The sequence below is a fragment of the Prevotella sp. P4-51 genome (assembly GCF_002251455.1).
Classification (GTDB): Bacteria; Bacteroidota; Bacteroidia; order Bacteroidales; family Bacteroidaceae; genus Prevotella.
In genome coordinates this window covers 128,553-150,030 of sequence record NZ_NPJM01000049.1, presented here as the reverse complement: position 1 = coordinate 150,030, position 21,478 = coordinate 128,553, and the positions used below count along the sequence as shown (strand labels likewise).

Here is a 21,478-nt window from a genome sequence, read left to right as displayed (position 1 = left end):
TATCTGTTCTTCTATGTTGGTGGCATGGGTCTACAGCTCTCTGCTATACCTATTCATATATAGTAGCCACAATCCGTCGCGGCCCACCATAGTCTCTGAACTCGCAGAGATAGATGCCCTGCCACGTACCGAGGTTGAGCCTTCCGTCGGTGATGGGGATGCTGAGGCTGACGCCAAAGAGCGAACTCTTGGCATGGGCCGGCATGTCGTCGGCACCCTCCAGCACATGGTCGTAGTAAGGCTCGTTCTCCCTGACGATGTGGTTCATGATTTTCTCCATATCCGAGCGCACGTCGGGGTCGGCATTCTCATTGATACTTAGTGCGCAGGAGGTGTGCTTGACAAAGAGATTGAGCAGCCCAGCCTTGGGGAGCGGCTTGGGCAGCCTGTCGATGATTTCGCGGGTCACGAGGTGACATCCGCGGTGCTTGGCGGCGAGCGCAAATTCCACTTGTTGTATCATTACTATTCGCCCTCCACTTTGCATGATACGAAGTGCATGTCTCTTTCAGCCTTCTCGCGAGGGAAGGAGAAGTAGGTGCAAGTGGCTTCGGTGCAGATGTTGCCGGCTGAGTCGGTGAGCGTCGCGTCAATGACGACGATGTTGCGCCTCTGCTCGCGTATGTGAGCCCTGATGGTAAGCTCCGTGTCGTCTGTCGATATCGGCCGCTTGTAGCGGGTTTCCATTTTCGATGTCACACCGGTGGTCTGCAGCTTGCGCATGACTACCCAGCCGCATACTTCGTCGAGCAGCAACGCCTGTATGCCTCCATGCAGGGTGTTGAGCCACCCCTGATAGTTGGCTGATGGCTTCCACTTGCTTATGATGTCCTCTCCGTCCTCATAGAAACAGAGGTGTACGCCGAAGGGATTGTCTGGGGCACAGCCGATGCAGTTGTAGCCTTCCATACCCGTCCATGGGTTTATAATCTTCTTGATGTCCATAATGCTTTTTGTTAGAGTTGGTGACAGCGCCATTGTCTCAGCCGCTCGCATGACATGCAATATGCCCTCAAGGGTTTCGTTTGCCTTTCCGCTGCGCACGTTTGCGTTCGTCGAGATGGCTGCTCTCCTGTTTCCGCTCGCTTATGCTGCCACGGCGACGGACTTGGTCATGACGAAGGCTAACTCGCCATGCCCATTCAGGCAGACGATGACAGAAACCACCACCGACCGCCATCGCCGGACGATGCTACTCGGCGGCATTGATAGCGTCAAGTATCTGCTCGGCGTGTATCTTGGTCTTGATTTCCTTGGGAGTGAAAATCTTTTCGATGATGCCTTCTTCGTTTACGAGATACGTAGTACGCAGGATGCCGATGGTGTGGCGGCCACAAGCTACCTTCTCGCCCCAACAGCCGAGCTGCTGCAGCAGGGTGGTCTCAGTGTCGGCAATGAGAGGGAACTGCAGGCCGTGGGCATCGGCAAACTTCTTCTGGAGAGCTTGTTTGTCCTTGCTTATGCCGATAATCTCGTAGCCGGCGGCAGCCAGCTCTTCCTTGTGCGCTTGCAGCGAACAGGCTTCGGCTGTGCATCCGCTGGTGTTGGCTTTGGGATAGCTGTAAAGCACTATCTTGCGACCGCGATAGTCGCTCGCTTTAATTTCGTGTCCGTCTTGGTCTATGCCAAGAATCTCTGGAATTTTATCTCCTATAGTCATGGTTGTGGTGTATTGGGTTATAGTTCTCTGACGAAATGGGGGAAGGCCTCGTCGCCCATGTGGGGCGCGTATTCGAATCCTTCGTAACTGAATGTGGTCAATTCTGCAGGGCTGACCAGTTGGTTGTTCGCTATGTATCTTACCATTGCTCCACGGCACGACTTGGCCCACACGGCCTGCATCTTGAGACGGCCGTCTCGCTGTCGCACATAGAACAAGGGATGGATGACTCTTACCTCCTGGCAGACTCTCTTCCAGTCGAACAGATGCTCATATTCTTCGGTCGAGAGGTGTATCAGAATACCGTCGTCCCTCTTCACGCTGTCTATGATCACCTCTGTCAGCCTGTCTTTCCAAAACTGATTGACCGGCTTGTCATTGGTGGCATCTAATGATACACAATGCTCCATGCGATAGGGCACGATACCATCCATGGGACGAAGTATGCCATAGAGAAAGCATGTTATCCAGAGGTGTTTCTGCGCATATATCAGCGCTTCTTCGCCCAGTGAGGCAGCTCTGAGGTGCTTGTATGCCTGCCCGTTGTAGGCAAGTATCGCTGGGAGCTTGGTCGCCCTGGCATAGGCGTGATATCGCTTCAGGTTTTCGGCAGCTATCTTGTGGCTGCAGTCCAGTTGGCGTGCCAGTTCGTCCACGTCCATTCTCGCCATTTCGGCAGCCAGAGTGTCGGCGGTCGATTGGAAGAGTGGGGTAGTGAGAGGTGGTCTCTCCGCCTTATCAAACATGATTTTTGCATTGGCCAATAGTATCTGCATATTCTCTCGCGTGTTCTTTGGATTTTATTTGGGTATGCCCGAAGTCAGCCATACAGGGCTGCAAGTCATCGGTGCATGCACCGAAACTTCGTTCGTCAATACCTTTTTACAAAATTCTAAAAAATCCTTGAAATATGCAAGCAATATGGCCAAAAACTTGACCTATACCATGAAAGATGTATTCTGCGCCGTAAGGCAATTCCAGTCACAGCGCCGCCAATTCTATAGTATAGTCATCGTAAAATCAGTTTCATGATGCGAAACAATGAATTCAGACCCGGAACAGATTATTTCAAAGCCTGAAAGAAATAATTCCAACCCCCATTTCCCCACAAAAGCCATCGCGGTAAGTTTGGTTTAGTTTGGCAATAATTTATGGGTGATAAAAGACAATATGAGTTGGCATTTGCTTGGCGTCACAAGTATGGCTGCGTGAATGACTCTCGACGCTCCAACTCCAGTAGTTTCTTCTTGGCATCCAGTCCGCCGGCATAACCGGTCAGAGTATGGTTGCATCCGATTACTCTATGGCAAGGAACGAGGAAGGAGATGGCATTGGCTCCGATGGCCTGTGCCACCGCTCTCACGGCATTCGGTTGACCGATGCCTACAGCAATGTCCTTGTAGCTTCTGGTCTCTCCGTAAGGAATGTAGGGCAGTGACAGCCACACTCGCTTCTGAAACTCGGTTCCGCAGAGATGCAATGGGATGTCAAAGGTCATGCGGCTTCCTGTGAAGTATTCATCCAGTTGCCCCATGGCCCGTTGTATAACATCCGAACTGCGTCTTGTAAATTCTACACGCATCATCCGCATGACTCGTCTCATATTGCGCTCAGAACAAGGCATGTCGTTCCAGTCGCATAGGCACAATTCATCATCAACAGAAGCCAATACCATCTCTCCGCAAGGCGACTTATAATACTGTAAACAGGATACGCCTTTTTTCATATTAGTCATTTTATAGTTGTAGTTGGCTGCTAATAGTCTCAATGTACTCAAATAACGGAAAATATCAGCTAATCTTGATTTTATCATGTTAAAAAATGTTGGTATTCTAATCTGGCGATTAGCGATAAGCTGTAACGTTTACTTTGCTAAAAATCAAAAGTTGACGTACGATAATTGTAGTAATCAGCAACGAAAACATGCGTATAGCCATCATATTGACTCCACACGCAAGCTGCAGCAACGCAGAACAGATGGTCACCAGTGTTTCGCGGAAAGCCAAGCAGTCGCGTTTTATTAGTCATAGAAACGGCTTTGGTGGAAACCAGACACTTTTCGTGTAGATTTAACTACTGTTTATTTTAACTCCAGTATACGATAGAGTGAAGGCGGGCTTCTGGTTTACTACACAGATCGGTACTGCGTTTCTACTGCTCTGGGCTGTGGTCCTTGTCATCTTCATCGAAGGCTTGTCTGTTTATAATGTAGGCTTGATGACATTCGGTCTTTCTTCTTCTTGCAAGGCATAGTTGAATAAACCATATTCGGCTCTTGTTACGTGTGTCGGCAGGGTAATCTATAGCCTTAGCCATATTACCTCAAGAAATATGGCTCCACATAGGTATGTGCATATACGCTATCAGGGCAATCTGTATCAAAAGAATGACAGGAATGCCATATTTGAATTTCTTGTGCATCGTCTTATGGCGCCAAACTCGCATGGCGATCCATGCTCCGATGCTTCCACCGAGGACAGCCAGCATCAAAAGTGTGGCTTCCGAAATGCGCCACATCGCTTTCTTGGCCTCGTATTTGTCAATGCCGTATACTATGAACGTAACAGCATTGATGGCAAGAAGATAGTAGGAGAGGCAACTATGCAAAGTGTTCATTATAGTATTCAGAAAACTCTATGAGTATTTTGGTGGCAAGAGGAGCGTACCAGGTCTTCACTTCCTGTTCTGTAGGAGTGTGGCCGCCAGGAAAGTGGAAGGCGTTGCTGTAGTGCTCCAGAAAAAGAGGCGAGAAGTTAGCCAGTGTGTCCTTCTCACCAAAAAGTCCCCACACACGATTCTTGTAATATGGGTTGCAATGGGCAAACTGTATGGCTTCCAGCTCAGCAAACTCCGCAATTAGCGCCTCGTCAATCACCAGTCGCTGATTGCCGTCTCTTCGTGGCGCCTTGTATTCATGCTCGCCGATGCGCTCTTTCAGAAACTCCGTCATCTTGAAATGTGGGTTGCCGAGTAGGGCAGGGATGTCCACCACAGGTGCAAGCATCTGCGCAAGAAAAGCTCCGCAGCTGTTGCCCAAAAGCAAGTCGGGCTGCTCCCGGTCGATAATGGTGCTGATCGCTTTCAATGCCTCCCTGGGATGGAGTGGCAAGTCGGGAGTCAGCACCACCGCCTTCCCCACGAAAGCCTCTTGCAGGGCTTTCGCCATCGGGCAACTGCCTGTGGCAAAGAAACCGTGTAAGAATAGTATTTTCTTCATGCCCAAATCTTTAATTCCGACCATCTATAAATGCTTGAAAATGCAAATGCTGTGTGACTCTACTTGCCGATGCAGAGCATCTAACACATTGATAATCAGATATGAACACAATACAGGAACAGAGTTTGAACCGTTGTTAGAAACGGTGTTTTTGCTTCTGCAAATCGCTGATTCTCAACGCAATATGCCGTAGTGTTCCTATTTGTTTTCTCATGTTTTCACGTCCTACTTTCTAATACAAAGCGTGTAACAATCTGACTATCAGTGTATATAGTGTATAACGGTCGGTAATTGAGCCGTTGGTCATACTCTCTGTACTTCCCTGTTAATCCTTTGAATATCAGCGGTTTGCTATTTCGCCATGATTTGACCTTCCATTGGGGAGATGTCTTCTAATTAACATTTTCTACTTTCCGATGCAGGAAATAAACATCGCTGATTATCAGACAGTTAGTTGTTAAACGGTAGAAAACTGCGAAAACGCTCAAAATAATTTTCAAAAATCGCATTTTTAACGTAATTAACATTTGTTAAGGTGACAAAAGCCCCAGGTAGGCTCAAAATCGGCAAAAACATTGAGTTTAAGCTGCTTTTGAAGGGATGTGTCACCTTTCTTAAACTATAGGATAAGTTCTTTTGTTCTTTCATTCGGTTGAATATTTCGTTAAATATTGATATTTTATGCTCAATATATTGTGGCGAAAAAAGTAAGCGTTTTACACCCTATGACTTGTCCGTCTGGATGAATCGAGCAGATATTTCAGAGAACTGAGTGAACATATCATGGAGAATTTCATGGGGTGTTATGCTTCGATATATTTACCTGGCTCAAATGATTCATTCTCCCCATGAAATACATACCCCAACTGATTGGACACACATTTGGTATTGCCTATCTCGACATCCACGTTGTAGTGGGAGTGGCCATATATCCAGTAATCGATGCCGCTATCCTTGATGTAGTCTTCCAGTTCAACCGTGAAAGCTCCGTTAGCTTGGCTATCGGCAAACTTGGGGCATTGCATCTGGAAGGATGGGACATGATGGGTTACGACTATTTTTCTTCTGGCCTTGCTGCTTGATACAGCGTTCTTCAGGAAAGTCAGGCACCTTTCATGTTCGCGGTTGAAATCAGCAAAGGTGAGAATATCGCCATTGAAGATGATACGCCGGAAGTCGCTTACCACTTGTTCCGTATAATATGCCTCCTTCAGGGGAATCCTGGCCCACAATGTGGTTATGATGAAGTCAATGTCACCTATACTCACCATGGCGTTATAATAGCTATGGACATTAGGACGTATTTCAAGGCAATAGCCATCGTTCAGCTTTGCGATGTCGTAGAACTTGTAGAACTCATGGTTGCCCATACAGGCTATTACCTGCTGGTAGTTCTCCGATGCCCAGTCCCAGAAGGGATGTTTGGTATAGTTGTCATCCCCCAAGTAGCCGATGTCGCCAGCCAGAACGAGAATGTCCCCTGTCACTTGCAGGGGATTCTCCTTCAGGTATCGCCAGTTGTCGGCAAACTCCAGATGGAGGTCAGATGCATACTGTATCTTCATGACTGTTCTATGGCAAATAATCCATCTAATTGTTCAAGCAGAGCCTCGATGAACGAAGGATCCTGGTCAAGAGCCTTTGCAAGAGGCTCTGAGAGGTCATCCCAATCATTTCTGATTGAGGCGACAAATTCTTTTATGCAAGCGACGATTGGTTCTGGAGCCGTAATCTGACTGTCTTCCATGATGACCACGTTCTTCAGCACATCTGAACGATGCTTCTTGATGTCCTTGCTGTTGACATGCTTGCCATTGGTCTTGTCCTGCAAAAGATTGAGGTAGGCACGTGATTTTAGGGCGATGAGGGCAGCCGAGTCAGCATGGCGAAGCCCGTTGGTCAGTTTGCTGTGGTCGATGGTGAAGTGATAGAAATCATCATCCATGATGATGGCACTCAGGCTTGACGTTTCCTCGTCCACTGGCAGCGGTTCAATGGTCAGTCCCTTTGGCTCGCCAAGAATGTCTGGATGCCTAGACAGCAGTTCAATCATTTCGGGATAGTCAGGCTTGCCATTGACAAAGCGGTATAGCTCGTACTTAGGAACTTCCCCTTCAGACTGCTTGCGCTTTTCAGGGCGATAACCGCCTTCACGCACGAACTGCCAGAAGTGTTCGGCAAAGTCAGCAGTCATCTTTTCGACAATGACAATCATATCAATGTCGTGGGTTGCACGAGGACGTACTGCCGTCCCGGACATAGCGATGTCACAAGCCGTGCCACCGATGATAACGTAGTTCTCTGAGTAAGCTTCAAATGCTTCGCGGAATTTCTCTAATCCTTCCATTCTATATCATTAATTAAACGTTCAACTTCACCTTCCACTCGTGGGTCTGTATCCTCACGGAGTGAAACGGCCAATGATAGTCTGTCCACCCATTCGGTTCTTGTACCAATCTTGGTGACAGGCGGGTATTTCCATGCCTCAATGATGATGTTGCCGTCGAACTCATTAGGACGTACCAAGGTTCCAGAATTCCTGAAGTCACGGAGCTGTTTGACAGTCATCATAATGATTCTTTCCGGGTCAGGGTTGAGCCATGTATAATGTGCCAGGGCATTGATGCCACATGCAGGGTAGTGTTCATCTGAAAGCAGGTCATCACAGAAGATGCGTTCTTCAACAGGATTGATGAGGACGGATTGAGCCTGTTCCCACAGATCCTTCCCCATCTTATCGAAATGTATGACTTTCCGCTTGGAACCATCGGCTACCTTCTGGCACAGTCCCAGGTCTTCAAGGCAAGTAATGCCAAGCGTAATGCTTGCATATGAATAAGGCATCTTGTCTTGTAAGTCTCGTGCTGCCAGTCCTTCGATACTTTCTATCTGTAAATGGTAGAGCAGCAGGTATTGGGCTACTGGTGTCAGAACCTTTGCCTGTTTGGTCTTGCGAATACGCTCGTTAGCCAGAAGCATCGGCAGGTGAACGTATTTGTCAGATGCGATGAAATAAACATCCTTATCGATGAGCCTTTGCCGTTCATAGGCCGGACATGTCGGCAGCAAGAATACCGTGGGACGCTGTAACAACGAAGTAAGATTGCTGGCTGTGACAGATAGACTGCGTGGCGAAGCAATCTTGCCTTTGGGTTCTGCGAAAAGTAGTGACATTCCATGGAACTCGCCATCGTAGAACTTGTATGCAAGAGAGTCCCCGATGGTAACACCTTTCATCTGCGCTTTGTTTCGTTCTTGCAGCTGTAAGGGTCGTCCTAATATGACTATATCTTTCGTTTTAACCATTCTGCTTCATTTTAATATACCATTAAAACGATGCAAAAGTATTAAAAGAATCTTATATAACCAAAGGTTTTCCCATTTATTTTGCTTTGTGCATCAAAAATCGGATATTTTATGTTTTGAATGACTCTATAATCGCAACTTTTTCCTGTTTAGACCTCCGCCTCGTCCTCTACAACCTTGCCGAAATCACCGGCAAAGGACAAAGAACCCCACACAAAAATCTAAACAACATCTTTTCATTCAAAATTGCGTAAAAGGATGTATCGATGAGTAGCGGCGTTGAATAACAGTAAGTTACGATGATACAAGTCAATAATAGCATGTAGCGATAATGTAGCAATATGTAGCAAAGTGTAGCTATAGCTATTAAATGTAAATGGTGAATCCATGGTGATTTGATGGTGGAATGTATGGTGAAACGAATCACCATGCTTCCACCATAGGCGTTAATGTTAAAATAAAGGCCCGGTTTGTTAAATTTGACTTGGCAGAAATCGTTTTGTTTTTTGCCAAGAGTAAAACACGAAACTTGTTTGAGGTGAGTTGTCCTGGCAAATGTAAGCAGCCCTTCGAGTCATTTGCGATGTTCGAAGGGCTTTGGTTTATGCAGACTTCTTTCCAATCAGTCTGTTAAACTCGCTGGCATAGAATACCCCAACAAGGTATTGCTCCAGCTGCTCCAGAGGCAGATAGTCGGTGCATCTTGTCCCGAACTCTCCTGGCTTCTCTACCACATATACAGCATACCTTGCCCCACGTCGGGCATCGGCTGCACGGAGTATGGCTTTAGGGTTCAGCTGAGTAACCCATTGCTCAATCATTGTTTTTCTCTGCTTGTTGGTCATATCGCCTAATATTTAGTTAGATACCATTCGTTGATATTCCAGACCTCAATATCATAGTTGGTTTCATAGCCTTGCGTCTGGTAGGCAAACTCCAGTTCCTTGCGGAGCCTGCGCTTTGCCTCGGCTTCTAACACACGCTTTGAGGTCTTTTCAATCTCGTCCTCGTCAAAGAACTCATCCAGCTCTATGCGGTGGTTCTTCACGATGGCATTCACGGCAGCCCATTTGCTGGTGAACACACCTGCACATTCCCGATGGTTTGTGCTGTGCCATGCGTCAGTCTCGTAAACAACAAATATCTGTCTCATATTGCTTGTGTATTATTGGGAATAGGCAGCTCCCTTGCCACCTATTCCCGAAGTCGTTTAATCTCCAATCTCCGAAGTGATGAAGTCCATGTGTCCGGCAAAGATGTCATCTGCCTCAATCTCATGCTCATTTCCCCGGTCGTTCTTCTCGTCACCTATGATGGTGAGACCTCCATCCTTGTTCGCTCTGACGGAAAGGATTACCACGTCACAAGGCTCGTCATAGTCATAGGCTGCTACGATGGGACATTCACCCTCGAAGTGCCATTCATAGCCATCATCCACCTTCTCGCCATGAAGTTTAAGTGCTGCTGCAAGTTCTTCCTGCTCACGGTGCTTCACCTCCTGCACACTGTCATAGATGGAAAAGTCCTTCAGACGTCCGCTACGTGTGACGTGAACTTCTTCGCCGTTCTCCTTGTCGGTGTCATACTTATGGAACTGCACTGGCACAAAGTCGATGGGTGCTGCCATCCAAGAAATGTTGTTCAACGAATAGCCGTGCTTGGAAAGGAACAATTCTATTTCGTCCTCCAGCATGTGGTCGGCTACGTTCAAAACCTCGATGCGCACGTTGGCGCTGTTCATTACGATAATCTTCATAATCTGATATGTTTAAGGGTTATACATTAGTATTTATCATAGAGCCGTGAGAGGAATGCTTGCAGTTCTGCGTCCTCAATCTCTGCAAGGGTGCAAGGCTTGAAATCCTTGTCCTGCTCAATCCTCAAAGTGCCAAGTCCGTACTCGCTTGCATCATAGGTGATACTTGCCATTTCGGTTGCAGACTGGTAGCCGTATTCCGTCTCTTGCAGTCCAGTAACGATGCCATAGAGCGTGAAGTCATTGCCTTCCTGCTGTCCTTCCATGATGTACCAGCGGATATTGCCAAGGTAAAACACTGCGATGCAAAGAGCATCCTTCTTCTTCGCGTCCTGAGAATACAGGGGATAACTGCTCAGAGCCTCTGTCAGCTCTGGAGTAATCAGTCGGTTGTTGAATTGCGTTGTTGCCATATTGCTTGAAATTTTTATTTCCCTTTTATCAAAGCCTTTCGGCTGTGTAGCGGGAAGATTTTTCTGCTTTCAGAAGTGCGGATAGGGCAAATAAGGCAAGACTGTCGTGAAGAATACTCTTTAAGCAATATTTGCCTAAAGGAAGATTGTTCACGGAACACGCCTTGCAGTTTGCAAAATCCAAGGTAACTTCGCAGAAAAATGATTCCCCAGCTATACAAAGCCGATATGATAAATCGAAAGAAAATGGTAATGGAACTGAACGGCTGAATTGCAGGATGCAAATTTAGTCATACATGAATGACGGTGGGTAGCGGCAACGGTACGGCTGCCAGATGAACGTCAAAGCGAGTGAACAAAGACCATTTCGGAAAGGCCATCAAACTGAGCTGGCGAAGAATGTAGTCAGCCCTGTGGATGCCAGGGAGAAAGGTCTCTGTCCTCTCGCCGTTCATCCGTTCCGCTATCGTGCCATCGGCTCAATAGCAGAACCAGTCCTGCCGTTCCGCTTTCGGGTGGGCGTAGTTCTTTGATACCCTGAGGGCAGAAGCGAAGAATGAGGTCAATGGCATAGCAGGGCAAACAAAAGACGAATGGACGGGATTCAGATGAAGAGCATGTACTCCAACGGAGATCATCCTCGACTGATGACGCCTGTCGTTTCGTGTTTGTCCATCCCTCAGAAGGTGTCCTCAGTCAGTGCAGCCCTGCTTCACCGACTGAGGACGCTTTCTGAGGGATATGTGCCATGAGAGGAGAATGAAAAAGTCCTGCCTGGTTGGGCAGGACTCGCTGGCTTCAGCACAGTACGATGGTAGCCCAATCTATTGGTTTTCCTTCCTGCTTCATTTTTTCAATCAGAGCCTTAATTTGATCCTTTTTCTTGTCTGTCACACTATCCATAATCATAAAGAATTGTGGGCAGGTGGTTCTTGCTCTGGCAAGCGACCAGAGGTCGAGCGAGTCTGCCCGTTGCCTTTAGAATTTCTTGTTGACGTATTTCTCAAATTCAATGTCATTGAGTTTGAAGAACTCCTCTGCCGGTACATAGCAGTAGAACTTGTCTTCATCGGGGCTGCCTTCCTCTATATGTGCTTCAAAAACCTCTTCGGTCGTCACCTTGACTTCGGCATTCAGCTCCTTGATGAAGACGTTTCGATACAAGATGTTGCTTCCGTCAATCATCATGCCCAGCAGCGTCGGACCTTCTTCGAGGCACTTCATTTCCTCGAATACCAGTTCCACCAGTTTGCCTTGCTTCTCCCTCTGCAGGGAAGTGTAGATGATGTCACCCTCCATTTCCTTGCTGGAGATATGAACCATCAGACGATGCTCCGCTTTGTCATAGTAGATGCTCTCCACGTCAATAGCCATATCACCGAAATAGAGCGTTCCTATCTCCACCATGTCATAGTGGTTGATGACCTCTTGAATGAACCGCTCCCTGCGGGTGTCAAGAACTTCATCCGTGAGGTTGTTAAGAGCCTCGTGTTTTTCCAAGAGTCTTTTATACTCTTTGTTTTCAGTCTTTTGCTTTGCCATAATGATTAGAATTTATGGGCAGATGGTTAGTCTGCCCGTTACCTTTTACTTTGTCTGGAAGCACACTCTGCCTTTCCTGCGAAGTTGCAGCACAAGGTGATACTCCTTGTTCAAGTCTGCCAGCTTCTGTAGTTTCTGCCGGGTGTCCTCCGTGTTCTCCATCAGAGAAGCGTAAATCAGATTTCCGACTTGTCTTCCCTCGTTAACGTCAAAAGCCTTGAAGCCTTTGCATCCGTCAAACTTTGCATATACGATGTGCCAATCCATATTCACCTTTATTAGTCTACAAATTCAAATTCATCCCTATAGCAGGTTATTTCTGCTCCACTGCCTAATACGATGCAGGTGTACTGATAGCCATGATAGCCACCGTCTATGCTATCCAAATCCACGCTGATGTCCCAATATCCACGATAGGGAACAAATAGCCTTGCGTATCTCATTGCATCCTCCTTTCTTTGTTAGAATGGCATGTCCTTCTCGTCAGGTGCTGGAGCGTCCAGCGGTGGCTGGGGTGTGTTCTTCGCCTTAGCTCCTTTCTTGGCAGCCTTCTTCGGGTTGTCGTTCTGCTCCTCTTTCTTCCCTGCATTGACGAAAGCGATGCTGTCCGCATTGATGGAGATTTGTGTGTGGCTCTCGCCTTGGCGGTCTTTCCACTGGGATGTGGAGATAGTTCCCTCCACGAGAATGAGCCTTCCCTTGGTGAGATATTCAGCCAGACGGACATGGTTCTCTCTGCTGCTGCGTACCCTTACCCATGTAGTGATGTTCTGACCTTTGGAGTAATCATCAACGGCTATGTCAACCGCCATGAATGTTCCGTGCGTTCCTGTGATGACCTGGCAATCCTTGCCGATGCGTCCGATAGTGTGCGTGTAAAGCATAATCTAAAATGTTTGATGGTGAATAATCGAATGAAATCTAACTCTTTTCTTTTCCCTTTAATCAGGAAATCTGCTTTGCAGAGGGAAGAAGAAGGCTCACTTGGCCTTCTTCTTTGAAGTTTTCTTCTCCTCCGCAGGAGCTTCTTCCTCCTTGTCGGGAGTCTCATAGAACTTGGTGGCTACCAGCAGCACTCGCTGATGCTTGACACCTTCTTGATCGCTCCATTCCTCAGGCTTGAAGTAACCTTCCACGGTGAGCATTGCACCCTTGGTGAGCTTGTCGAATGACTCGGCGTTCTCGTTCTTACGCCATGCTTCCACGTTGACGAAAGCCGATACGCGGTTGTTCTCTTCGCCGTTCTTCTCGTTACGGCCGATAGCCAGTGAGAAACGTGCTACTGAAGCGGTTGTGAACTGACGGATTTCTGCATCCTTACCTACGAAACCTGTTACTGCGAAATTGTTCTCGATCTTTTTCATTGTTTTGAATTTTTAGAAGTGAAACATTTATTTTTTACGTTGCTATCAGAGTTGGCAAGGGAAGTATGGGAATGCAAGGAATTACCGAATTATTTCACCCTTGGGCCAGAAAAGTTTTTATTGGCTGGGACAGACAGCAAAAAGTTTTTGAAAAAATTCAGGGAATAAGGCACCTGGTACTTGCAGAATACGGCTTGCACTAACTTTGCGACGGAAAAAGTAAGTGTGACTCGCTTCGCCCGGAAAAGTCATCGATGAGGAAGTCGGAATAAGAACAATTCAGTGACAGATACGAAAAGGAGGATGCCCGGCTGTCCAACGCTCAGACAGGGGACGTTATGGCCATCGGACGGAGAAGGACACGGAATGAGCTGCGTATCATTCCGCTATAAGCAGGGAGCATATATAGAACGATGAATGTCCATTGGCAGGTAAAGGGGCTGTGACGTGGAATGAAATAAATGGAGGAATGGGAAAGAGATTGAGAATGTAGTAAAAGCAGTTTGTAAGGTATCAGGATGTGGACTACTACAGGGATGGAAAGGAGATTTTTTGAAAAGCAGAAGAAGGGTAAGTGAGCCATCATTCAAGAATGATAAGAAAAAGGGGATAACAGTGAGATACAATTCTTGTCTTTTGTGAAAAGGTGTAATAACTGGTAGTATTTGAAGAAATGAGACTTTTTTTTTGTTAATCTGATGAAGATTTTTCTGGACATTGATGGTTGTTACGAGATAATTTATTAAATTTGCATCAAAATTTAATTTTATTGTCCATGGAGAATTTAAATAGACTTAAAGCGGTACTCGCAGACGCTGGTCAAACCAACAAGTGGTTAGCAGAGCAGCTGGGCAAAGATCCAGTGACCATTTCGAAGTGGTGTACGAATACCACTCAGCCTGACTTGCAGACGTTATCTAGAATATCTGATTTATTGAATATCGATATTCGTGAACTTTTAGTTAGCAGGAATCAACCTGTTCAACCTCTAACGAAAGATATTAAATAATTTAAATAACATAATTTACTATGGGTAAATCAATTGGTATTGACCTCGGAACCACCAATTCCGTTGTAGCATTTAAGGATGCTACTGTGAGAGTTATTGCAACAGGCCCAAATAATGAGGACCTATGTCGTTCATGTGTAGCCATTGACAAAAGCGGAAGCTTTACTGTCGGTAATGCACCTTACAAGAATTGGAGAAGATATGCTCCTAATATTGTAGTGTCTGCAAAGCGTCTTATGGGAGCTTCAATTTCTGACCCTCAGGTACAAAAGATGAAAGCTGATAAGGACATGTATCCTTATGGAATTTCAAAGATGTCTGGAGGAACAGACGAGTCTGTTGTTGTCATTATGAATGGTAAGGAGTACACTCCTGAACAAATCAGTGCAGAGATTCTTCGCCAGTTAAAGAATGATGCTTCCGTGAAGCTTGGCGGTGATGTTACCCATGCAGTTATTACTGTTCCTGCTTATTTTAATGAAAAACAAAAATCAGCCACTCGTAAAGCTGCTGAATTAGCTGGTTTGAAAGTTCAAAGATTGCTGGCTGAGCCAACTGCTGCGGCTATTTCATATGGTGCTGACAAGATGGCTGCTGATGAAGATAAAATCTTCCTCGTTTATGACTTTGGAGGTGGTACATTTGACTTGTCAATTTTGGTTGCTTCTGGGGGCAACTTCATAGAGTCCGGTACAGGTGGTGATCGTTGGCTCGGCGGTGATGACATTGACCGTTTAATATCAGAATATGTTCTTTCTGAGGCCGGAAAAGCTAACAATGTAGACATTCATAAGCTTATAGAAGAACTTCCTGAAAGGAAAAAATATGCTTTCCAGGGTGAACTTAAAGACAATGTGGAGAGTGTTAAGAAAGCTCTCAGTCAGTCAGAGTCTGCAACAATCTCTATATTCGATCAATTAGAAGATGAGGATGGTTCGCCAATTGATATTGAGGTGAAGTTGACACGCGAAAAATTCGAAAGCATGATTCGTCCTCTTGTTCAACGCACCCTGGATTTGATTGATGATCTTCTGGAGAAGACGGCTTATCCAATAGACACGATTGACAATATTCTTTTGGTTGGTGGTTCTTCATGCATACCTCTCGTAAGGAAGATGCTTTGTGATAAGTATGGAAAGGATAAAATCCTCTCTTCTGAGAAACCTATGCTTGCAATTGCAGAAGGTGCTGCTATTTTATCGCATTCTCTTGGTACTGAAGTTGAGTGTCCACATTGTGGCAAAGCTATTCCTGCTGGTACTTCAGAATGTCCTCATTGCCATCAGTCTTTAGAGGCCATCCAACAGGTTTCTGTTGAAGAAGGAGGTGTTCAAGTAAGTCACACTACCAAGCATAAGTCATTCATCCAAGTATCAGATGATGCTGATAATATTCAGTATGAGAAGATTATTGACGAGAATACTCCATTGCCTTGTGAAGAAAACCGTAAATTCTACACATTGGTAGAGAATCAAAAAATTGTCGGTGTTAAACTGTTTAGTGATGCCGAAAATGATCAGATGGAGAAATTGGGCACAGGTTACTTTACTATCCCTGAAAACCTTCCGGTTCACAGTGAGCTGCAATTCACTTTCAGCTTAAATGAAGATGAAAACATGAATGTTAGGGTAAGGGTTCCTGCAACAGGTAAGACAACAAATGTTGTTTTGAGTAGAGGAGCTTTGGACGCTCATTGCCTTGAAGCTGTAGCTCCTGCTTTTGACAGGGTAATGAACGACCCGAATATCAGTGATTCAAAGAAAGCTGATTTCGTAGATAAGTTGCAGAAGGTTATTGACACTATATCTTCTTGCAACTATTCTCCAGAGAGTAGTGAATGGCAGAAGATAGAGGATTCTTTGAAGTCTGCAAGCCAAGTTGCAACAACCAAGGATGAAGATATTCCCGTACAGTTGATAATCGCCCAGATACAATTAGAGAATTTTGGTCGCTTTATCAAAGACGAAGATAAAACTGCAATGCGTAGAGAACTTGACCGCTACAAGAACGCTTCTTCACCAATGGAGAAAAACGATGCTGTAAACAAGTTGGATGACCTGACAGAGAAGTATGGATTGTTTACTCATGGATTCTTGCTAAATATAGCCGGCCATGACCAGGATGATCCAGTACGCGCTAATAAAGCTTTGGTTGCATTCAATCAGTTTATGGCTGCACTCAATGAAGGAAATGTACAGCGAGCAAGAGACATTCTCTCTGCAAATGAACATTTAATTGGTAATATAAATCTGCCTGCTACTGGTGCTACCACGGGCATAGGTGTTGGATAATATTATGGCTGAAAATACAAAATGTCCTGTGTGTGGGAAAACTGGTATTCCAGATTTCCTTAATGAAGATGTAAAGTGTCCTTGTTGCGGAAGCGATTTAAGCATATATCGTGTGATTGAACAGATTCCCGAAGAAGGACATAAAACAAATATATGGAAACCTATCTCCGCAGTCGCTATTATAGCGGCTGCGGGATTGGGCGTAATGCTTTTAACTCAAAAGCCCTCTGTCCCGTCGTCCGTAACAGAAGAATTGTCTCAATTAAAGGATTCTGTTGAGGTCTTAAATACCCAGTTGGCTCAGAGTAAGACTGTAAGTGAGCAACCAAGTTCTAACTATAAGTATGTTGTGCTGCGAGGTGATTCATATTGGTCTGTAAGTAAAAAGTTCTATGGAACGGGAACCCGTGCAGATGAAATTGCCAAGCAAAATAACAGAACTATTGAAACTCCATTAAATGTTGGTGATACTTTGATAATAAAATAAAATGGGATTAATAAGCTGGATAAAAGGCAAATACTATGATAGTCGCTTGGATAAGGCAGACCGTCTGGTATCAGAAAATAGCTTAGACCAGGCCGAAGAAATATACCGGTCTCTTTTAGGCAATCAGGATCTTGCAATAGTCCATCTGGCCGACATGTTTGTTTCACATTCACAAGGCGTGGAAGGAAAGTTGAAGGCCCTTAAAGACATTGTCGATTTACAAGGTTACTCAAATGAGCAGAATAGGCAAGACTATGAGAGGTGTCTGACTACTCACTTGAATAACATAGAATCATTCGCTAATGATAGATTTAGGGGTCAAAGCTATCATGATGCGGTTTTGTTGATTGATGCAATTCAGACATATCGGAAAAATAATCGTGCTTATGATGAGAAACGTCATAGATACCATGCTTATCTGGCTTTTTCTAAATCTCAGCAAACTTCTTCTTATGACCTGCTAATCAATGAAACAATTGCCGAATTGAATCAGTATGAGCAGAGCCGTACATCAGATATAAGGGCATTTGTTGATTTGTTGAAGTCTAAGAATCGATATTCTCGCATCATAAAGCTATTGATACCTTTCTTGTCTTTGGATAAAGACTTTAAAAAGCTTGCGATTGATGGTGTCGTAAATGTCGTTTTAAAGAAGGACGATGATGTAAAGATTCCAAAGAAAATATCTGAGTTCTGTTCTGATTCGTCGTTGTGCAATGATGCTGCTAATGAACTGGTTTCATTGTCGGCTTCCTCTGCAAAGAAATCAGATTATAAGACTTCTGTTTTATTTGATTCTTTTGCATCTGAATATTTCTCATCAGACAATCAGTTTAACAATACAAGGTGTGTTCATGTACTTGAAGAATTAAGTGCCAGGGCAAATGCTACAGAAATAAAGCAGTTGCTTAAAATGGCTAAAGACTTGAAGCTTACTGACGCTCAGATTGATTCTTTAAAAATGCGAATAGCAAAGATTGCAGAAAAGGCTGATCCTGAGTCTGCAATCAATATTTGCCGTTTGTTTATTTCTGAGAAAACATTTGACTTTATCTACATCAATCAAGCTGAAAACCTTATTTCAAATGGTAATCAGTCAAAGATTAATGAAAGTGAGCTGAAACAGCTTATTCATGATAATACAGATGAAGATACCATTGTAGATGTACTGTCTCCATTTGTTGGTATATCGTCGTTTGAAAAACTATTCTATGATTCTGCTATATCTAAGATAAAAAGACATAAGAGTATGTCTTTCTTGGAAAAATACTGGGATGTCAAAGAAAGTACTCTCTTTTTTGCCAATTTGATTTCACCATCTTCGGATATTGCGAAAGAAGTAGTCAAGTTTGTTTCGGATAAGCATAAGAAGTTTTTGCATACAAAAGAATTAAGGACGGCATTCAGCAAGTCACTGGATTCTTTGAATGACAATGCTTATGCATATACGGCCTCTGAGTATTTGATTCAAAAAAAGTGCGACGTGAATAGTTATTATGTAACTGTTTCACTTAATGAATCTAAGAATAAGAAATCGCCTGATGCACTATCCATTATCAATCATTCAATATCTGTTTTATCTGATAAACAGTTGTTTGAGAGGAAAAAACAGATAATTCGGCAGTTGATAAAAGAACAGGATTTTGAGCTTTCTGAGAAAGAAGCAAAATCACTGGTGGGTGTTGATAATGAAGCAGAAACACTACTTGCAGAAGTTTATTGTAATAAAGGTAAATATACATCCGAAACTTCGGAGAAAAAAGAGTGCTATTATCTCGTTTTAGGTCTATGTGAAGATGGTAAGGTCGATTCGTCTTTCAAGTCATCAAAAGAAGATGCTTTAAAGGAACTTGTCCTCCTTTCCAGAAATGCTTATGATGGTGGCAAAGAACAAGAAGCGTATGAAATCTTAGATAGAATAAAAGGTTATCAGACGTATTGGCTGCCACTTTTCATAGAATTGCGTAACCGCGACTTTTCTAAAGTTAGTTCCCTGGGGCAAAAAATAAAGTTTGAGGAAGATACTATTTCTCAAATTTCAGAAAGTATAGAGAAGACAAAAGACATTAAGGATTCTTCATATTATGCACTGTGGGACAGCTATATAGATTTGCTGTACAATAAAGCAAAGGCACAGCCAAAGGAAAAGGCAATTGACAGCTTTATTAAAGTAAGAACCTTATTAAACGCCCAGTGCAATTCGGATTATGCGAAAGAAAAAGTTGACATTTTAACGAAAGATATTGTTAAGTTAGAATGGTCTTGTGCCACCGAACTGGAGTCTGATATTGAATACGAAAAGGCGATTGCACTCTATGAAACCATTAAATCAGAGAATCTTCCTTCATATAAAGGTCGCGCCGAATTGCGTTCTCTAATTTGTAATGTCAAATCGGGTACTATCGACTCGTCAAAGGAGCAGCGTATAGTCAATGCGTTGGATTTGAAATCGCATGAATCGCTTAAGGATGATTTGGCTTACCGCTATGCTTGTTATTTGTTACAGTCTACTCGGCCAGCTGATGCAGAAAAACTGTTGAAGAAGTATCTTCCTAATGAAACGTCTCTCTTGGCTTTATGTGAAAATATTTACATAAAGGAGTCCGAGAAGTATCTTTTAGAGTTCAATAAGAAGATAAAGTCTGTTATTGAAGGGACAATGACGGTCGCAGAGGCAACCTCTTTCTTACAAGAGATTGACCAATATAAGACTAAAATATCTAGTAAGTTGACTGATACCTCTTCAAAATTCAACTCTTACAAGAGCAAATTGGAGTCATATATATTAAGGGGAATGTTTAATGAGGAACAGTATGACAAGGCTTTCGACAAGCTCATAGCAATGTACCCTGCATATATTGAGAATGACAACCAGTTCCGTAATGTTGCCATTGCAGCTTTAGGTGTCGTCGAGTCGGGAAAAGCTAAGGAGAAAATGCTGAAATATGCTATATCAATTTGGCTTTCTGCTGTATATACCGACAGGTTGTTTGTGAAGAGTTTGGATTATACTTCTTGGGATGATGATTTCACCTTTACCCTTCAAGGCAGTTTAGGTCAAACAAGTGATTATGATTATGACAATCTGCCAGATAACATTAATTTTGATGATCCGGTAGATAATCACAATATTGCCATTAAGGATGTTCAAGTTTCATTGTCTTCTAGAATGGAAACTTTCATTCGTGACAATTATCCTAAATATGAGCAGTTCTTCACTGATGAAAAGGAAGCTTTGGATGATTTGATGGAACTTAACTTGGATCAGGACTGTATTACGGCATCACCATATTTGGCAAATCAGTTGTCAACTGTCAGAAAATCCATAAAGGAGGCTTTGGACTATGATATAGCGCAAGGTTATGATAATGAAGAAAACGCTTTAGACCTTGGTGTGAGATACGGATTTTCGGGTAATGATTATTCTTCTTATAGTGATGCTCAACAGAAAGTTGAAAAATGCAAGTCTGCTATGTCCGGGAGTGTTACGACTATCCGTTCTGCTTTTTCTTCTTTGCCTCAGATTAAGAATTACTCCAAGTTGTATGCCTCATTAAAGTCTTTTGCTTCAAGTCGCATGAATGAAGATATTAAGTCCAAAATGGATTATAAGAAATTCATTGATGTGTACGAGATTGTCTGTAAGTCGTTCAATGAAGCTCCATTGTCCTTGGCTTTCTCCAATTATGCAAATGGCGAAATCGTTCAACGCTTGAACGATGACAGGATGCAATTACGCGATGGTGTTGGGTATATGGTTCGTGTTTACACAATTGCTCCGTCAAGCATTCAGGTAAAACAGAACTTGGAAGGTATGTTAGCGGCATTGGCAGTCCAGGCTGAACAAAATAACAGTAGTGCTGATAGAACTGCTGTTGATAATGCAGTAAGAAATACAGGCAATGCCTTTAAGTCTGCAGTTGAAGATGCTCGTGTTCAAGCTACTCTTTCTGTTATTGTCGACAAGGTTAATAGTGGCTCTATGTCGAAAGACAAAGCTTTAAAAGAGGTTTATGAACTTTATGAGAAGAATCCAAATAATGACCGTATTTGTCAAAATTTGGTTACTTTGTGCGATATGTGCATCATGGAGTATGTAATTGCTGATAAATGGGGAGTCTCTTCTGTAAAGTCAATTCTTGATTCACTTAACAATAATAAGAGTGCTGCATTTAATAGACACAAGGATAAATTGGCTCAGTCATATTCCAATATTTGGAACCAACTCGATATAGATAACCGTATGCTTCTAATGGGACGAAGCGTTCCAGGAAAATCTCTTAATGAAAAAGGTTGGGCACTTAAAGCCGGACTGGATTATTATAAAAAACTAGGCGATGTACGCAGCTCTAGTTCTAGTAGACTTAGCGGGCTTGCTGGTCTTGGTCTTTTTGATGATCTTGATCTCCCATTCTAACGTAATAAAAGTGTAA

25 protein-coding genes are annotated in these 21,478 nt (G+C 43.9%); 5 read left to right on the top strand and 20 right to left on the bottom strand.

Annotated features, from left to right (window positions below):
- Nucleotides 1–49 precede the first annotated feature (49 nt).
- The 20 genes from CIK94_RS06925 to CIK94_RS06835 all read right to left on the bottom strand — a co-directional run bounded on the left by CIK94_RS06925 (nt 50) and on the right by CIK94_RS06835 (nt 13,258).
- Nucleotides 50–463 (bottom strand): secondary thiamine-phosphate synthase enzyme YjbQ, encoded by a 414-nt coding sequence (locus CIK94_RS06925; RefSeq protein WP_022311077.1) that lies wholly within the window; start codon nt 461–463, stop codon nt 50–52.
- Between the two features lie 2 nt (nt 464–465).
- Nucleotides 466–939 carry a PaaI family thioesterase gene (locus CIK94_RS06920; protein ID WP_094422323.1) on the bottom strand — a complete coding sequence of 158 codons (474 nt, stop codon included), beginning with the start codon at nt 937–939 and terminating at the stop codon, nt 466–468.
- Between the two features lie 253 nt (nt 940–1,192).
- The gene (locus CIK94_RS06915; protein WP_094422178.1) at nt 1,193–1,660 is read right to left on the bottom strand and encodes a peroxiredoxin; all 468 of its coding nucleotides are present in this window, start codon (nt 1,658–1,660) and stop codon (nt 1,193–1,195) included.
- A gap of 17 nt (nt 1,661–1,677) precedes the next feature.
- Nucleotides 1,678–2,436: a YaaA family protein gene (locus tag CIK94_RS06910; protein WP_022311074.1), complete on the bottom strand. Its 759-nt coding sequence runs from the start codon at nt 2,434–2,436 to the stop codon at nt 1,678–1,680.
- Nucleotides 2,437–2,852: 416 nt separating this feature from the next.
- Nucleotides 2,853–3,386 (bottom strand): methylated-DNA--[protein]-cysteine S-methyltransferase, encoded by a 534-nt coding sequence (locus tag CIK94_RS06900; protein ID WP_094422321.1) that lies wholly within the window; start codon nt 3,384–3,386, stop codon nt 2,853–2,855.
- 425 nt (nt 3,387–3,811) lie between these two features.
- Complete coding sequence (locus tag CIK94_RS14380; RefSeq protein WP_158214728.1) at nt 3,812–3,976, bottom strand: hypothetical protein; 165 nt, start codon at nt 3,974–3,976, stop codon at nt 3,812–3,814.
- A 6-nt stretch (nt 3,977–3,982) separates the two neighbouring features.
- A complete protein-coding gene (locus CIK94_RS06895) occupies nt 3,983–4,276 on the bottom strand; it encodes a DUF1294 domain-containing protein (protein ID WP_094388271.1) in 294 nt (97 codons plus the stop codon).
- Nucleotides 4,260–4,877 (bottom strand): YqiA/YcfP family alpha/beta fold hydrolase, encoded by a 618-nt coding sequence (locus tag CIK94_RS06890; RefSeq protein ID WP_094386646.1) that lies wholly within the window; start codon nt 4,875–4,877, stop codon nt 4,260–4,262. Before CIK94_RS06890 ends, CIK94_RS06895 begins: the two co-directional genes overlap by 17 nt.
- 803 nt (nt 4,878–5,680) lie before the next feature.
- Nucleotides 5,681–6,442, bottom strand: coding sequence for a metallophosphoesterase (locus CIK94_RS06885; RefSeq protein ID WP_094422174.1), 762 nt, complete (start codon nt 6,440–6,442; stop codon nt 5,681–5,683).
- Nucleotides 6,439–7,224, bottom strand: a complete 786-nt coding sequence (locus CIK94_RS06880; protein WP_094422172.1) for a hypothetical protein — start codon at nt 7,222–7,224, stop codon at nt 6,439–6,441. Before CIK94_RS06880 ends, CIK94_RS06885 begins: the two co-directional genes overlap by 4 nt.
- Nucleotides 7,212–8,114 carry a hypothetical protein gene (locus tag CIK94_RS06875; protein ID WP_254046159.1) on the bottom strand — a complete coding sequence of 301 codons (903 nt, stop codon included), beginning with the start codon at nt 8,112–8,114 and terminating at the stop codon, nt 7,212–7,214. Before CIK94_RS06875 ends, CIK94_RS06880 begins: the two co-directional genes overlap by 13 nt.
- A 671-nt stretch (nt 8,115–8,785) precedes the next feature.
- Nucleotides 8,786–9,028: a hypothetical protein gene (locus tag CIK94_RS06870; protein WP_094422168.1), complete on the bottom strand. Its 243-nt coding sequence runs from the start codon at nt 9,026–9,028 to the stop codon at nt 8,786–8,788.
- Nucleotides 9,029–9,033: 5 nt separating this feature from the next.
- A complete protein-coding gene (locus tag CIK94_RS06865; RefSeq protein WP_144008333.1) occupies nt 9,034–9,336 on the bottom strand; it encodes a hypothetical protein in 303 nt (100 codons plus the stop codon).
- Between the two features lie 57 nt (nt 9,337–9,393).
- Nucleotides 9,394–9,939 (bottom strand): hypothetical protein, encoded by a 546-nt coding sequence (locus tag CIK94_RS06860; protein WP_094422164.1) that lies wholly within the window; start codon nt 9,937–9,939, stop codon nt 9,394–9,396.
- A 26-nt stretch (nt 9,940–9,965) separates the two neighbouring features.
- Nucleotides 9,966–10,352 (bottom strand): hypothetical protein, encoded by a 387-nt coding sequence (locus CIK94_RS06855; protein WP_094422162.1) that lies wholly within the window; start codon nt 10,350–10,352, stop codon nt 9,966–9,968.
- A 978-nt stretch (nt 10,353–11,330) separates the two neighbouring features.
- Nucleotides 11,331–11,894 carry a hypothetical protein gene (locus CIK94_RS06850; RefSeq protein WP_094422160.1) on the bottom strand — a complete coding sequence of 188 codons (564 nt, stop codon included), beginning with the start codon at nt 11,892–11,894 and terminating at the stop codon, nt 11,331–11,333.
- Nucleotides 11,895–11,939: 45 nt separating this feature from the next.
- Complete coding sequence (locus tag CIK94_RS06845; RefSeq protein ID WP_022149283.1) at nt 11,940–12,161, bottom strand: hypothetical protein; 222 nt, start codon at nt 12,159–12,161, stop codon at nt 11,940–11,942.
- An 11-nt stretch (nt 12,162–12,172) separates the two neighbouring features.
- Nucleotides 12,173–12,337: a hypothetical protein gene (locus tag CIK94_RS14375; protein ID WP_158216533.1), complete on the bottom strand. Its 165-nt coding sequence runs from the start codon at nt 12,335–12,337 to the stop codon at nt 12,173–12,175.
- Nucleotides 12,338–12,355: 18 nt separating this feature from the next.
- On the bottom strand, nt 12,356–12,778 hold the full coding sequence (locus tag CIK94_RS06840; RefSeq protein ID WP_094422158.1) for a single-stranded DNA-binding protein: 423 nt from the start codon (nt 12,776–12,778) through the stop codon (nt 12,356–12,358).
- Between the two features lie 96 nt (nt 12,779–12,874).
- The gene (locus CIK94_RS06835; protein ID WP_094422156.1) at nt 12,875–13,258 is read right to left on the bottom strand and encodes a single-stranded DNA-binding protein; all 384 of its coding nucleotides are present in this window, start codon (nt 13,256–13,258) and stop codon (nt 12,875–12,877) included.
- A gap of 65 nt (nt 13,259–13,323) precedes the next feature.
- Between CIK94_RS06835 and CIK94_RS14630 the strand changes: the two genes are divergently transcribed.
- The 5 genes from CIK94_RS14630 to CIK94_RS06815 all read left to right on the top strand — a co-directional run bounded on the left by CIK94_RS14630 (nt 13,324) and on the right by CIK94_RS06815 (nt 21,462).
- Complete coding sequence (locus CIK94_RS14630) at nt 13,324–13,461, top strand: hypothetical protein (protein WP_216821932.1); 138 nt, start codon at nt 13,324–13,326, stop codon at nt 13,459–13,461.
- Nucleotides 13,462–14,033: 572 nt separating this feature from the next.
- Nucleotides 14,034–14,267, top strand: coding sequence for a helix-turn-helix transcriptional regulator (locus CIK94_RS06830; protein WP_094422154.1), 234 nt, complete (start codon nt 14,034–14,036; stop codon nt 14,265–14,267).
- A 20-nt stretch (nt 14,268–14,287) separates the two neighbouring features.
- Complete coding sequence (locus CIK94_RS06825) at nt 14,288–16,558, top strand: Hsp70 family protein (protein ID WP_094422152.1); 2,271 nt, start codon at nt 14,288–14,290, stop codon at nt 16,556–16,558.
- Between the two features lie 4 nt (nt 16,559–16,562).
- A complete protein-coding gene (locus CIK94_RS06820; RefSeq protein ID WP_144008332.1) occupies nt 16,563–17,045 on the top strand; it encodes a LysM peptidoglycan-binding domain-containing protein in 483 nt (160 codons plus the stop codon).
- A gap of 1 nt (nt 17,046) precedes the next feature.
- Nucleotides 17,047–21,462 (top strand): hypothetical protein, encoded by a 4,416-nt coding sequence (locus tag CIK94_RS06815; RefSeq protein WP_094422147.1) that lies wholly within the window; start codon nt 17,047–17,049, stop codon nt 21,460–21,462.
- Nucleotides 21,463–21,478: the final 16 nt, after the last annotated feature.